At 72.2% G+C, this 13,624-nt stretch carries 13 protein-coding genes, 3 pseudogenes and 1 riboswitch; of the genes and pseudogenes, 10 read left to right on the plus strand and 6 right to left on the minus strand.

The genetic code is table 11. The features are described from left to right. Positions 1-2 precede the first annotated feature (2 nt). Positions 3-872, minus strand: coding sequence for a helix-turn-helix transcriptional regulator (locus tag QFZ75_RS33855; protein ID WP_307543051.1), 870 nt, complete (start codon positions 870-872; stop codon positions 3-5). Between the two features lie 260 nt (positions 873-1,132). Between QFZ75_RS33855 and QFZ75_RS33860 the strand changes: the two genes are divergently transcribed. Further along, complete coding sequence (locus QFZ75_RS33860) at positions 1,133-1,576, plus strand: ATP-binding protein (protein ID WP_307543053.1); 444 nt, start codon at positions 1,133-1,135, stop codon at positions 1,574-1,576. Between the two features lie 3 nt (positions 1,577-1,579). Here the strand turns inward: QFZ75_RS33860 and QFZ75_RS33865 are convergent, their stop codons facing one another. The 3 genes from QFZ75_RS33865 to QFZ75_RS33875 form a co-directional block, all read right to left on the minus strand. Then, positions 1,580-2,158, minus strand: a complete 579-nt coding sequence (locus tag QFZ75_RS33865; protein WP_307543055.1) for a DUF6328 family protein — start codon at positions 2,156-2,158, stop codon at positions 1,580-1,582. Positions 2,159-2,263: 105 nt separating this feature from the next. Continuing rightward, a complete protein-coding gene (locus QFZ75_RS33870; protein WP_307543057.1) occupies positions 2,264-2,737 on the minus strand; it encodes a C40 family peptidase in 474 nt (157 codons plus the stop codon). A 3-nt stretch (positions 2,738-2,740) separates the two neighbouring features. Next, a riboswitch (cyclic di-AMP (ydaO/yuaA leader) is annotated at positions 2,741-2,927 on the minus strand. 346 nt (positions 2,928-3,273) lie between these two features. Beyond that, on the minus strand, positions 3,274-3,582 hold the full coding sequence (locus QFZ75_RS33875; RefSeq protein ID WP_307543058.1) for a hypothetical protein: 309 nt from the start codon (positions 3,580-3,582) through the stop codon (positions 3,274-3,276). A gap of 89 nt (positions 3,583-3,671) precedes the next feature. Between QFZ75_RS33875 and QFZ75_RS33880 the strand changes: the two are divergent. Beyond that, positions 3,672-3,866, plus strand: a pseudogene (locus tag QFZ75_RS33880) (type II toxin-antitoxin system Phd/YefM family antitoxin); the annotation flags it as partial. Between the two features lie 226 nt (positions 3,867-4,092). On the opposite strand, the pseudogene QFZ75_RS33885 reads toward QFZ75_RS33880, so the two are convergent. Next, positions 4,093-5,166, minus strand: a pseudogene (locus tag QFZ75_RS33885) (ABC transporter permease). Positions 5,167-5,260: 94 nt separating this feature from the next. On the opposite strand from QFZ75_RS33885, the pseudogene QFZ75_RS33890 reads away from it, so the two are divergent. From QFZ75_RS33890 to QFZ75_RS33925, 8 genes and pseudogenes are all read left to right on the plus strand, one after another. Further along, positions 5,261-5,810: pseudogene (locus QFZ75_RS33890) on the plus strand (TetR/AcrR family transcriptional regulator); the annotation flags it as partial. Between the two features lie 289 nt (positions 5,811-6,099). Beyond that, on the plus strand, positions 6,100-6,402 hold the full coding sequence (locus QFZ75_RS33895; protein WP_307543062.1) for an urease subunit gamma: 303 nt from the start codon (positions 6,100-6,102) through the stop codon (positions 6,400-6,402). 16 nt (positions 6,403-6,418) lie between these two features. Further along, a complete protein-coding gene (locus QFZ75_RS33900) occupies positions 6,419-6,730 on the plus strand; it encodes an urease subunit beta (protein WP_307543064.1) in 312 nt (103 codons plus the stop codon). After that, positions 6,723-8,444 carry an urease subunit alpha gene (locus QFZ75_RS33905; RefSeq protein WP_307543065.1) on the plus strand — a complete coding sequence of 574 codons (1,722 nt, stop codon included), beginning with the start codon at positions 6,723-6,725 and terminating at the stop codon, positions 8,442-8,444. The genes QFZ75_RS33900 and QFZ75_RS33905 overlap by 8 nt, the downstream gene beginning before the upstream one ends. Positions 8,445-8,482: 38 nt before the next feature. Then, on the plus strand, positions 8,483-9,157 hold the full coding sequence (locus QFZ75_RS33910; protein ID WP_307543066.1) for an urease accessory protein UreF: 675 nt from the start codon (positions 8,483-8,485) through the stop codon (positions 9,155-9,157). A 28-nt stretch (positions 9,158-9,185) separates the two neighbouring features. Then, the gene (gene ureG, locus QFZ75_RS33915) at positions 9,186-9,866 is read left to right on the plus strand and encodes an urease accessory protein UreG (RefSeq protein ID WP_307543067.1); all 681 of its coding nucleotides are present in this window, start codon (positions 9,186-9,188) and stop codon (positions 9,864-9,866) included. Next, positions 9,863-10,654, plus strand: a complete 792-nt coding sequence (locus tag QFZ75_RS33920; RefSeq protein ID WP_307543069.1) for an urease accessory protein UreD — start codon at positions 9,863-9,865, stop codon at positions 10,652-10,654. Before ureG ends, QFZ75_RS33920 begins: the two co-directional genes overlap by 4 nt. A 189-nt stretch (positions 10,655-10,843) precedes the next feature. Next, positions 10,844-12,448, plus strand: a complete 1,605-nt coding sequence (locus tag QFZ75_RS33925) for an alpha/beta hydrolase (RefSeq protein ID WP_307543071.1) — start codon at positions 10,844-10,846, stop codon at positions 12,446-12,448. A 121-nt stretch (positions 12,449-12,569) separates the two neighbouring features. On the opposite strand, the gene QFZ75_RS33930 is transcribed toward QFZ75_RS33925, so the two are convergent. After that, positions 12,570-13,592 carry an NAD(P)-dependent oxidoreductase gene (locus QFZ75_RS33930; RefSeq protein ID WP_307544967.1) on the minus strand — a complete coding sequence of 341 codons (1,023 nt, stop codon included), beginning with the start codon at positions 13,590-13,592 and terminating at the stop codon, positions 12,570-12,572. Positions 13,593-13,624: the final 32 nt, after the last annotated feature.

A 13,624-nucleotide genomic window follows, 5' to 3' on the forward strand; every position in this document is an offset into this window, starting at 1 on the left:
CCTTATGCGCCGTCGGCCAGACCGGCGATGAAGTCCAACGTGTCCTCGGGCGAAAGGGCCTGGCCCTGGAGGGAGTCGAAGGCCTCCTCGTAGGACTGGAGGTCTTCCCTCTGTTCGAGATAAAGGCTACTCGTCAAGTGGTCGAGAACAACCACATCCAGATCAGATCTGTTCGGAAATGAAAAAATAACGAAAGGGCCGGTGACTCCGATGTGGGCCCCGATTCCGAAGGGGAGCACCTGAAGTCGCACGTGAGGGAGGTGCGCGGCCTCCTTCAGCCGCTCCAGCTGCCGTGCCATGACCTCCGGTCCGCCGACGGTCCGCCGCAGCACCGCTTCGTCCAGAACGGCGCTCAGCCGCAGCGGTGTGTTCGAACGCAGTACGTCCTGGCGTGCGAGGCGCACCTTCACCAGCACCTCCACCAGGGCGTCGGCCGTGCCGTCGGGCGCCGCGTCCACGGCGGCCCGCGTCACCGCGCGGGCGTACTCCCGGGTCTGCAGGAGGCCCGGCACCACGGAGTTCTCCAGCGTGCGCATCGCGCCGGCCTGCGACTCCAGGCTGATGAAGTCGCTGTACGTCGACGGCAGGATGCTCCGGTAGGCGTGCCACCAGCGCTGGCGGCCGTCGTCGTCCGAGCCCGCCAGCAGGACGAGCAGCTCGTGCAGTTCCGGATCCCGGACACCGTACGCGTCCAGGAGCAGCCGTACGTCGGCGGGTCTGACCCCGCTGCGGCCGGTCTCGATCCGGCTCACCTTCGACTGGTGCCAGCCGACGAGGCGGGCCGCCTGCCCGCTCGTGAGGCCCGCGAGGGCACGCAGGGCACGCAGTTCGGCGCCGAGCTTCCGCCGGCGCACCGCGGGGCCGTGCTGCATGGCCGTCTCCTTCCGACCGCCGCGCCGGCGCTATGGTGTCCGGCGTCAGGCCGACGGTAGAGGACGGGGCAGTCGTCCACCCAAATACGGTCGAGCGTCGCAGAGTTCACTGCTTCGAGCGACAGATATATGCATATCTTGGTGGATCGGCACCATGAACGCCGAGGTAGTGGCACTCTGGCGCAAGCACCAGTCCGGGATCGCAGGCGAAGCCGTGCACTTCGGACGGCCTCCGGTCCCGTGGGAAAGGATGACGTCGCATGGCAGACCACCAGGAAGCCTCCGTCACTCTGCCGAGCGATCCCGCTTCGGTCTCCGCCGCCCGTACGTACGTCACGGACGTCCTGGCCGAGTGGGGGCTGCCGGCCGACTCGGAGGCCGCCGACACGGTCCGGCTCATGGTCTCCGAACTCGCCACGAACGCGGTGCAGCACACCTTCGGGCTGTCACCCACCTTCACGGTGGACATCGAGCTGGACCGTGACGAGCAACTGCGCATCGGGGTGACCGACAGCCACCCCCGGTTTCCGAAGCGTCTGCCCGCCGCCGTCCAGCAGGACAACGGCCGCGGCATGGTGATCATCCGCTGGCTGACCGCCGAGTGGGGCGGCAAGCTCACCGTCCGGCCCACCGGGGAGGGCGGGAAGACCGTGTCGATCACGCTGCCGTGGACGGCGGCGGTGGCGCCGGTACGGGCCGACTGAGGTCTAGCCGCCGGTGCTGCCGGCCGGGCCGCCGTCCGCGCTGTCCCCGCTGTCCCCGCTGCTCACGCCGCCCGCCCCGGCCGCGTTGTTCTTCGCGTTCTTGTCGGCCGCCCGCTTCACCAGGTACGGCAGGACCTCCCACAGCCCGGTGCACACGACCAGACTGGTCACCCCCGCCGCGATGCCCTCCGCCCGGTCCACCGCCACGTCCACCACGAGCAGCATGGAACCCGACAGAGCCAGCGCGAGCACGGCCAGACCGACCTGTGCGACCCGGGACGAGGCGTTCACGACCTGGGGCTTGGCACCCCGCCGGAACAGCCGTCGGTGCAGTGCGGCGGGGGTCGTGAAGAGCGCCGCCGCCAGGAGGGCGAGCAGCAGGGTGACCACGTACGTGGCGCGCTGCACCGTGTCGAGCGACGGGAAGCGGGGGGTGAAGGCGAGGGTCAGCAGGAAGGCGAAGAGGATCTGGACGCCGGTCTGGGTGACCCGCAGCTCCTGGAGGAGCTCACTGAAGTTCCGGTCGGCGCGCTCGAGCCTGGTCTCGTTGCGCTCCTCGTGGTGGTGCCGTTCGGCGGCCATGGGTGAACGAGTAACCAGTCGTCCGCCGAACACACACTCGGGACACACATCCGGGGTCCCTCGCGAGGCGGCCGCGGGACACCCGCGGCCGCCTCGCGGGTTCGATCACCTGACCCGGCCGTACCAGACGCTCTTCGTCCAGATCTTCTGGAGCTTCACCACGTCCCCGGTCTTCGGGGAGTGCCAGATCCGTCCCTTCCCGGCGTAGATGCCGACGTGGTAGACGTTCCGGCCCGAGTGGAAGAAGACCAGGTCCCCCTGCTTGCGGTGCGAGGAGGAGACGTGGTTCGTCTTGTTGTACTGGGCCGCGGCGGTGCGCGGCAGGCTCTTGCCCGCCTTCTTGAACGAGTAGAGCGTCAGGCCCGAGCAGTCGAAGCGCTTGGGCCCCGCGGCGCCGTACTTGTACGGGGAGCCCTTCTTGGAGGCCGCTACCTGGAGTGCCTTCGTCGCGTGCGTGGCCGCTTGCGCGTCGGACGCGAAGCCCGGGGCCACTATGCCGCCGCCGACGGCGGCGATCGTGAGGGCCGAGGCGGTGCCGGCCCTGCTGAACAGCGACGGGACACGATTGAGCGCAGTCATGCGCAACCCTTCGTCAGCCGCCTGTGAAGGATGACCTGTCGGATTCGGGCTGGCGAAGTTGCCCGGCCGCTGTCGCGGCTTCACCCCAAGGGCCACTCGGATCTCTCCGGCGGTCCGTCGTGCCTGGGTCCTCCACTCCTGCCGATGCACTTCTGTCGACCGGTCATCCGGGCAGCGGCAGGACTCGGCGTCCGCCCGGACCGCCCCGCCGCTTCTGGCGGGGGCTTGTCGTCGGAGGGATCTTGACGCACTGATGTCCCGAAAGCCGAGCGGAATCGGCGTTTTGTGGGCTTACTCACCACTCACCCGTTCGGGTGGACAGCCCTTTCCGGAGGTCGGTGTCGAGGGCCCGGAGGACCCCCGCACCAGCACCGGAAGGGTTCATTCCGGTCTGGAGGTACGCATGTTGCGCAAGTTCGGGGGGTCGTGCAAGGCAGTCGCGGGTACGCCGTCCGGGGGTACTCCGTACGGCCCGTTTCGGTGTCGCTCCGGACGCCCCGTCACCTGCCTGTGCGACACGGGGTGTCGGGCGTACGTCAGGTGCCGGAACCGGGCGGCAGGGCGACCCGGGCCGCCCGGCGTTCCCCGTCCAGGACGCGCAGCGCCTGCGCCAGGGTCGGGGCGTGGACCTCGTGTTCACCCCGTTGGTGCATCAGGACCAGGGCGTCGCGCAGGGCCGTGGCCCTGCCCACCAGCGCCTGTGCCGCGCGCAGTCCGCGGTAGGTGTCGCCGGGGTGTGCCGGGTTGATCCGGCCGAGCAGGTCGACCACTTCCAGGTAGCGGTCGATCAGCTCGGCCTCGGCCCGGGTCAGCGCCGGCAGCGGGGGCAACTCGGGTGGGAGCATCAGCGGTTCACCTCGGTCATGGCCACGCCTTCCCCGAAAGAGGTTCTGTAAAAAATGTACAGGACGTACGTGACGTTATGATGGGGAACATGGCCTACGAGATTCCGGTGACGCAAGCCAGGGCTGAACTCGCCGACCTGATCAACCGCGTGGTGTACGGCGCCGAGCGCGTCGTGGTGACGCGGCACGGGAAGCCTCTCGTCGCCCTGGTGTCCGCGGCCGATCTGGAGCGGCTCGAGAAACTCGACGCGGTGGGGGACGAGCGGGTGATCGGCTCGGTCTCCGGGGCGTCCTAGGCGGCTCCACGGCGCCCCCGGGCGGGGTGCTGACGGGGCGCTCGGATGCGCGCTGCCTCGTACGGGACACGCTGCCTCGTACGGGACACGCTGCCTCGTACGGGGGACGGGTACAGGGGGGGGTGGGTGCGGGAAAAGACCGTGCACCCCCGTCCGCTGCTGCGGGGGCGCACGGTCCGTCTTAGCGGGGCCGGGGTCAGGACCGGGGCCGGGGTCAGGCGGTGAGCGCGGGCTCCCGCCCGGCCGGGGCGGGGCCCGTCGCGCGGTGCTCGAGGGCGCCGCCCAGCAGGATCGCGCCGAGGCCCAGGGCCGACCACCAGGCCGGGGTGAGGGCGGGGCCCGACGCGGCGGCTCCGTCGAAGAAGGACACCGAGCGCAGGAGCGAGGCGCCCGCTCCCGGCGGCAGCCACTGGCCGATCACGCCGACCGGCGCGGGCAGCATCTCGGGGGCGGAACTCGCCCCCGAGAACGGGTTGCCGGGCATCATCATGGTGAACGCGCCGAGCCCGATGCCCGATGCCCGGTGTGCCGATCAGGGCCGCCAGGCCGGCGACGGCGGCGCTCACAGCGAGCGTCGACAGGGCCGGCGCGCCCGCCTCGGACCACCGACCGCCCGCGAAGGCCCCGAGCCGGCTGCCCGCGACGAGGGCGCCCACCGCGCCGACGGCCGCGGCGGCGGTGATCAGCGTGACCACCGCCCGGCCGCCGCGCAGCCCCAGCAGCGTCACCACGGCCCCCGCCGCGATGCCGGCGAGCGTCATGGGCAGCACGCTCGACGTCAGGACCGCGCCGCGCGGGTCGTCCGCGGCGGCGGGGACGACGTCGACGCTCTCCATCGGGGCGCCGCCGTCCTGTCGGGCCACGGCCCGCTGGAGCGACTGCGCCACGAGCGGGCTCGCGGCCGAGGCGGTGAGCAGCTTGGACCCCCGCTCGGTGACCACGACCGCTCCGTATACGGTCCGGTCCTCGACCGCCTCCCGGGCGGCGGCCTCGTCCGCGTAGCGGTGGATCTCGAAGGCCCCCTCGCGCGCCTCGATTGCCGCTGGACCTGGGCGGCCGCGGTCGCCGGACCGGCCACGCCGGGCGGCAGGTCGTGCGGACCGGTACGGGCGGCGGGCCGGGCGAAGGCCCACAGGGCGAGGGCCGCCAGGACCGGGACCAGCAGGACGACCGCTGCCGCGTGGCGGCGGTGCGGGCGGGATGAGGACCGCCGCGACGGCTGCTGCTGTGCCGGCCCCGGTGACGGCTCCGGTGTGGTCGTGGAGGGTGTGGCGGAAGTGGCGGACATGCTTCTTCCCTCGATGCGGGGCGGGACGGGGCAGGCGACGTGGCGTGGCGTGGCGTGTGGCGCGGATCCCAAAAAGAAGGATCGTTCGTCTTGGTTCCGTGCCACGTCGATGCAGGACGCGCTGAAGGAGGTGAACCTCTCGGCGGGGGGCCGTCTACCGCTACTTCAGCGGCAAGGAAGAACTGATCGCGGCCATCGTCACCGAGGTGCTCGGCGAGATCCGCACGGCCTTCGAGGACGCCGTCCGGCACACTCCGCCGCCGATGCCGGACGTGCTGCTGGGGCTGGTCATGACCGGGGTGCCGGGACTCGGAGGGGTGCCCGGGCGCGGACTGACCTGGGACGGCGACGCCTCCTTCCCGCGGCTGACGGTCCAGGTCTGGACGGAGACCCTGCGCGACGGCGACCTGGCGGCGGTGCTGCGTGAGGGCTTCGGCAGGGTGCGGGAGGTGTGGGTGAAGATCGTCGAGGGCTACCAGGAGGCCGGACTGATGCGGGCGGACGTCCCCGCCGAGCACGTCGCCAGGACCCTGATCGCCGCGGCGCAGGGGTTCGGCGCGCAGCAGGCCCTCTTCGGCGCGGCGCCGGTGGAGGTGCTGCAGGACGGTCTGCGCGCCCTGATGGGCATGGGGGCCCCGCGCTGACCCGGCGGGGCCCGTCGGACGGCAGGCCCCGACGCCCGGACGGCGGGCGCGCCGGGCGCGCCGGGCGCGCCGGAACTCCAGGATCCGCGCGTGCCGGTTAACGTCCCTGAAACGCCGCGCAACTAGCGTGCACCACCACGTCACCAGGGGTTTCCGGGGCCGGGGCGCACTCGCGCGTCCGGCCGCGTACCGCAGTCACGTCAGTCGCGTACTGCGTCCGGATCCGTCATGGTGGCTGCGGCAGCCGGACCCCGCACGGTCCGGAGCGAGGACTGTGAGGTGGGAAGCCGTGCAACTGACGCCGCACGAGCAGGAGAGGCTGCTCATCCATGTGGCCGCCGACGTGGCCGAGAAGCGCCGGGCCAGGGGGGTGAAGCTGAACCACCCCGAGTCCGTCGCCCTGATCACCTCGCACATCCTCGAAGGAGCCAGGGACGGCCGCACGGTGGCCGAACTCATGGCCTCCGGACGCCGGGTCCTCACCCGTGAGGACGTCATGGAGGGCATTCCCGAGATGATCCACGACGTGCAGGTCGAGGCCACCTTCCCCGACGGCACCAAGCTCGTCACCGTCCACGACCCGATCGTCTGACGGGGGAGCGGCAGTCATGATTCCCGGAGAGATCCTGTTCGCCGACGGACCCGTCGCCTTCAACGAGGGCCTTGCCGTCACCCGGCTCACCGTCCTCAACGCAGCCGACCGGCCCGTCCAGGTCGGCTCCCACTACCACTTCGCCGAGGCCAACCCCGGTCTGGATTTCGACCGCGGTGCCGCCCACGGCAAGCGGCTCAACGTGGCCGCCGGCACCGCCGTGCGCTTCGAGCCCGGCATCCCCGTCGAGGTCGAACTCGTCCCGATCGCCGGCGCCCGGATCGTGCCCGGCCTGCGCGGCGAGACCGGAGGAGCCCTCGATGCCTGAGATCTCGCGTCCCGCGTACGCCGACCTGTTCGGGCCCACCACCGGCGACCGCATCCGGCTCGCCGACACCGACCTCCTGATCGAGATCGAGGAGGACCGTTCCGGCGGCCCCGGACGCGCCGGTGACGAGGCCGTGTTCGGCGGCGGCAAGGTCATCCGCGAGTCCATGGGACAGTCCCGCGCCACACGCGCCGACGGCACCCCGGACACGGTCGTCACGGGCGCGGTGATCGTCGACCACTGGGGGATCGTCAAGGCCGACGTGGGCATCCGCGACGGCCGCATCACCGGCATCGGCAAGGCCGGCAACCCCGACACCATGGACGGGGTGCACCCCGATCTGGTGATCGGCCCGGAGACCGAGGTCATCGCCGGCAACGGACGCATCCTGACGGCCGGCGCCATCGACGCCCACGTGCACCTGATCTGCCCGCAGATCGCCGACGAGGCGCTGGCGTCGGGCATCACCACGCTCGTCGGCGGCGGCACCGGTCCGGCCGAGGGGTCCAAGGCCACCACCGTCACCCCCGGCCCCTGGCACCTCGCCCGGATGCTGGAGGCGATGGAGGGGTACCCGCTCAACCTCGGGCTGCTCGGCAAGGGCAACACCGTCTCCGAGGAGGCGATGCTGTCGCAGCTGCGCGGCGGCGCGCTCGGTCTCAAGCTGCACGAGGACTGGGGCTCCACGCCCGCCGTCATCGACGCCGCGCTCACCGTCGCGGACCGGACCGGCGCGCAGATCGCCATCCACACGGACACCCTCAACGAGGCCGGCTTCGTGGCCGACACGCTCGCCGCGATCAAGGGGCGCACGATCCACGCGTACCACACGGAGGGCGCGGGAGGCGGGCACGCGCCGGACATCATGACGGTGGTCTCCGAGGCGCACGTGCTGCCCAGCTCGACCAACCCGACCCGGCCCTACACCGTCAACACCGCCGAGGAACACCTCGACATGCTGATGGTCTGCCACCACCTGAACGCCGCCGTGCCCGAGGACCTCGCCTTCGCGGAGTCCCGGATCAGGCCGACCACCATCGGGGCCGAGGACATCCTGCACGACCTCGGCGCGATCTCGATCATCTCCTCCGACGCGCAGGCCATGGGGCGCGTCGGCGAGGTCATCATGCGGACCTGGCAGACCGCGCACGTCATGAAGCGGCGCCGCGGAGCGCTGCCGGGCGACGGCCGCGCGGACAACCACCGGGTACGTCGCTATGTCGCCAAATACACGATCAACCCCGCCGTCGCGCAGGGGCTCGCCCGCGAGATCGGCTCCGTCGAGACGGGCAAGCTCGCCGACCTGGTGCTGTGGGAGCCCGCGTTCTTCGGGGTCAAGCCGCACCTCGTCGTCAAGGGCGGGCAGATCGCGTACGCGCAGATGGGCGACGCCAACGCGTCCATCCCCACGCCGCAGCCGATCCTGCCGCGGCCGATGTTCGGGGCGATCGGCCGGGCGCCCGCGTCCAACTCGTTCAACTTCGTGGCACCGATCGCGATCGAGGACGGGCTGCCGGAGCGGCTCGGGCTCGGGAAGCGGTTCGTGCCGATCGAGTCGACGCGCCGGGTGACCAAGGCCGACATGCGGGAGAACGACGCACGGCCACGGGTGACGGTCGATCCCGACAGCTTCGCCGTCACCATCGACGGAGAGCTGGTGGAGGCCACGCCCGCGGCCGAACTGCCCATGGCCCAGCGGTACTTCCTGTTCTGAGGCCGGCCCCCGTAAACGACCTAGCGTTCTGAGGCGTCATGTCGCGTGCTGCGTTGCTCGTCCTGGCCGACGGCCGGTTCCCCGCCGGGGGGTACGCCCACTCCGGTGGGGCCGAGGCGGCGGTCGGGGCCGGCCGGATCACCGGGGCGGTGGACCTGGAGGAGTTCTGCCGGGGGCGGTTGCACACGGCCGGACTCGTGTCGGCCTCGCTCGCCGCCGCTGCCGCGCTCGGGGTGGATCCGGTGGAGCTGGACCGGGCCGCCGATGCCCGTACGCCGTCTCCCGCGCTGCGGGTGGTCGCGCGCAAGCTGGGACGGCAGCTGATGCGGGCCGCCCGGGCGACCTGGCCCTCGCCCGAACTCGACGCGCTGGCCCGGGAGTTCCCCAAGGGAGCCCATCAGCCGGTGGTCCTCGGGCTGACCGCCCGGGCCGCGGGACTCGGGGCGGAGGACGCCGCGTACTGCGCCGCGTACGAGAGCGTGAGCGGGCCGGCGAGTGCGGTGGTGCGGTTGCTGAGCCTCGATCCGTTCGACGCGACCGGGGTGCTGGCGCGGATGAGTCCCGGGGTGGACCTGGTCGTGGATCAGGCGGTCGAGGCCGCGCGGGAAGCGGTCGCGGGTGGAATCGGGGTGCTGCCCGCGGCTTCCGCTCCGCTGCTGGAGGTCGGGGCGCAGGCACATGCCGCCTGGGCCGTGCGGCTGTTCGCTTCGTAGGGTCAAGGACCGACAAGGAGTGTCTCTCATGCATCTCGACCACCACACCCACGACGGGCCCGCCGCCGTCAGCGCCGATGCCCAGCGGGCCGACGGGCGGCGCCGGGCCCTGCGGATCGGACTCGGAGGGCCCGTCGGGTCCGGGAAGACCGCCACCGTGGCCGCGCTGTGCCGGGCCCTGCGTGACGAGTGGTCGCTGGCCGTCGTCACCAACGACATCTACACGCGCGAGGACGCCGAGTTCCTGCTGCGTGAGGCCGTGCTGCCGCCCGAGCGGATCACCGCCGTCGAGACCGGCGCCTGCCCGCACACGGCGATCCGTGACGACATCTCCGCGAACCTCGAAGCGGTCGAGGACCTGGAGGACGAGGTCGGGCCACTGGATCTGATCCTCGTCGAGTCGGGGGGCGACAACCTGACGGCGACCTTCTCGAAAGGGCTGGTCGACGCGCAGATCTTCGTGATCGACGTCGCGGGCGGGGACGACATCCCCCGCAAGGGCGGACCCGGGGTCACCACCGCCGATCTGCTCGTGGTCAACAAGACGGACCTGGCGCCGTACGTCGGCTCGGATCTCGCGCGGATGGCCGCCGACGCGAAGGCGCAGCGGGCCGAACTGCCCGTGGTGTTCCAGTCGTTGCGGGCCGGGAGCGGTGTCGGGGACGTCGCCGCCTGGGTGCGGGCACGGCTCGCCGCGTGGGCGGCATGACGGCCGGTGCCGCCGCGGTGCCCGGTACGGCCGGCGCCGTCGGCGTGCGGGCCGTCGCGCGGATCGGTGCCCGTCCGGACGGACGGGGCGGCACCGCGCTGCCCACCCTGGAGGGCGGCGGCCCGCTGGCCCTGCGGCGGACGCGGGCCGGCGGCTGCGAGGCCAGGGTCATGCTGGTCGGCGCGATGAGCGGGCCGCTGGGCGGCGATCGTTTCACCGTCTCGGCCGACGTGGCCGAGGGAGCCCGCCTGCACGTCGGATCGGCCGCGGCCACCATCGCGCTGCCCGGCCAGGCCAAGGGGGAGGCGCGCTACGACGTACGCCTCACGGTCGAGGCCGGCGCCGAACTGTGCTGGCTGCCCGAGCAGTTGATCTCCGCGGGTGGCAGTGAGCTGCGGATGACGACGAGGGTCGAGCTCGCCGAGGGTGCCCGGCTCACGCTGCGCGAGGAACAGGTTCTCGGACGGGCCGGCGAGGAGCCGGGACGGCTCACCAGCCGGCTCACCGTGCTGCTCGGCGGACAGCCGCTGCTCGACCAGGAGCTCTCCTGCGGGCCCGGGGCACCCGGCGGATGGGACGGTCCCGCCGTGCTCGGCGGGCACCGCGCGCTCGGCCAGCTCCTCGTCGTCCGTCCGCAGTACGCGTCCCGGCCGGTCGAGCCGCGGCTGCTGGGGGAGTGCGCCGCGCTCACCCCGCTCGCCGGCCCCGGCGCCCTGGTGACCGCCCTCGCCCCCGACGCCCTGCACCTGCGCCGGACCCTCGACGAAGCGCTGCGCTCACTCGGCTGACGCCCGGCCGACGCAGCGCGGAAATACACCTCACCGCTGAACGGTCAGGGAGGTTCCGGTTATCGGATTGGCAAAGAAGACACATCGCCTCTGTTCTCAGGGACCTCACAGCCGAAAGGATCCCCGTACCGACCACGACAGCAGCAGACGACAGCAGACGACAGCAGGGGGAGAACTCTCTTGAGAGAGATGAGAAGGGTGACGGCGTTCGGCTCCGCCGGAGCGCTCGTCACGGCGACCCTGATAGCCGGCGCCGTCGCGGCCCCGACGGCCAACGCGGACATCCGCCACGGCCAGAGCGGCCGCACCGCCCCGTACAGCCACAGCAGCCAGGCGCGCGGTGCCGAACTCGCCGCCGCCCGCGCGGCCAAGGCCGGGATCGACTGGCAGGACTGTCCGGCCGACTGGGGGATCGCGAAGCCCATCCAGTGCGGCTGGGTCACGGTGCCGCTCGACTACGCGAAGCCCGACGGCAAGAAGATCAAGCTCGCCGTGGACCGCATCGGCAGCACCGGCACGAAGGCGGAGCGCCAGGGCGCCCTCGTCTACAACCCCGGCGGCCCCGGCGGCTCCGGACTGCGCTTCCCGACCCGGGTCACCAACAAGAACCCGCTGTGGGTGAACACCTCGAAGGCGTACGACTTCGTGGGCTTCGACCCGCGCGGCGTCGGCCACTCGGCGCCCATCTCCTGCGCCGACCCGCAGGAGTTCGTCAAGGCGCCCAAGCTCGACCCGGTGCCGGACTCCGAGGCCGACAAGCGCGTCCAGCGCAAGCTCGCCGCCGAGTACGCGGACGGCTGCGCCGAGCGCAGCGGCGCGATGCTGCCGCAGATGACGACCCCGAACACCGTCCGCGACCTGGACGTCATCCGGGCCGCCCTCGGCGAGAGGAAGCTCAACTTCCTCGGTGTCTCGTACGGCACGTACATCGCCGCCGTCTACGGCACCCTGTACCCGGACCACGTGCGCCGCATGATCGCGGACAGCGTCGTGAACCCGTCGCGCGAGAAGATCTGGTACGAGGCCAACCTCGACCAGGACGTCGCCTTCGAGACGCGCTGGAAGGACTGGCAGGACTGGGTCGCCAGGAACGACGCGTCCTTCCACCTCGGCGACACCCGGGCGAAGGTCCAGGACCAGTGGCTGAAGCTGCGCGCCACCGCCAAGGAGAACCCCATCGGCGGTCTCGTCGGCCCGGCCGAACTCATCAGCTTCTTCCAGAGCGCGCCGTACTACGACTCGTCGTGGGTGCCGGTCGCGACCGTCTTCGGCAAGTACGTCGCCGGTGACACCCAGGCGCTCGTCGACGCCGCCGCGCCGGACCTCACCGACACCGCGGGCAACATCGCCTCGGAGAACGGCAACGCCGTCTACACGGCCGTCGAGTGCACCGACGCCAAGTGGCCCACCAGCTGGAAGAAGTGGGACCGCGACAACTCGAAGCTGCACAAGGACTATCCGTTCATGACGTGGGCCAACGCCTGGCTGAACCTGCCGTGCGCGACCTGGCCCGCCAAGCAGCAGACCCCGCCGACCGTCAAGACCGGTAAGGGCCTGCCGCCCGTCCTGATCGTGCAGTCCACGCGTGACGCGGCGACACCGTACGAGGGCGCCGTCGAACTGCACAAGCGGTTCAAGGGCTCCCGTCTGATCACGGAGAAGGGCGCGGGCTCGCACGGCGTGACCGGGCTCACCAACCCCTGTGTCAACGAGAAGGTGGAGACCTACCTGCTCACCGGCAAGGTCGGCGCGGTCGACGTGACGTGCGCGCCGCACGCCACGCCCAAGCCGTAGCGCGGACCGGCACGGCGACGGACGGGGGCGGCCGCGCAATGGCCGCCCCCGCTCGTGTTCCGGTCCCCGCCTGTGTTCCGGTCCCCACCTGTGTCCCGGTCTCCGTCCGGGTCCCGGGCCCTCAGGCCCCGCGCCCCGCGAGCCAGGCGTCCTCGGCCGCGTAGTCGAAGAGGTCGCCGTACGCCGCGACCATCTTCGGGTACGTCTCCCGCCAGTCCCCCTCCGCCAGCCGGCGCTCGATCCAGGCGACCGTCTCCGGCAGCCGGTCGGCGTACCGCGTCACCGCCCGGTAACCCAGCTCCCGCTCCGCCGCCGTCATGTCGCAGATCATCGGGTGCGGCACCGACCACGGGGTGTCGCCCACGCCCGGCGCCGGAGGCGGCCCGTCGACCAGGACGGTCTCGTTCCCGATCCCCATCACGGTGTCGACGGCCGCCGCGATCTCCGCGACCGTGGGCACGTCGGGGTCCACCGCGTTGAGCACGCGGGTACCCGGCCGGGCGGCGGCCAGCCGGACCAGCTCCGCGATGTTGTGGACACCCGCCGGATGGAAACGGCTCTCCCCGCCGTACGCGAGGACGCGCCGCCCGCGGCCGTCCAGGTTGCGCTTGACGAAGTACAGCTCGCGGGGGGTGCGGCAGTGCGGCCCGTGGACGGCGCCGGCCCGCAGCAGCGTGGTCGGCAACACGTCCGAGGCGGCGAGCAGTTCGCGCTCCAGCGCCGCCTTGCGGGTACTGTACGAGAAGTCGCCGGGCGCGACCGTGCGCTGGTCCTCCGTCAGGGGCACCGGGTAGGCGGGGAACCCGGCCGGCTCCTCCTGCGTGTCGAAGTTGCGGCCCTCGCCGTCCTCGTACACCGACACGCTGGAGATCACCACGGCCGAACCGATCCGGCCGGCCAGCGCGGTCAGCTGCCGCCCGTGCTCCGGCCCGAACGCCACCATGTCCACCAGCACGTCGCACCCGTCGCCGACCGCGGCGGCCAGCGCGGAGCCGTCGGCGCGGTCCACCCGCGCGACGCGTACCCGCCCGGGCCAGTCCCCGTCCCGTCCGCCACCCCGCGAGAGGGCGGTCACCTCCCAGCCGTCCCGGGCCAGCACGCCCACGGCCACCCGTCCGATCTGCCCCGTCGCCCCGATCACCACAGCTCGTTTCATGGAGCGACCGTAGGACGCCG

The sequence above is a fragment of the Streptomyces sp. V3I8 genome, from assembly GCF_030817535.1.
In the GTDB taxonomy this organism is placed as follows: Bacteria; Actinomycetota; Actinomycetes; order Streptomycetales; family Streptomycetaceae; genus Streptomyces.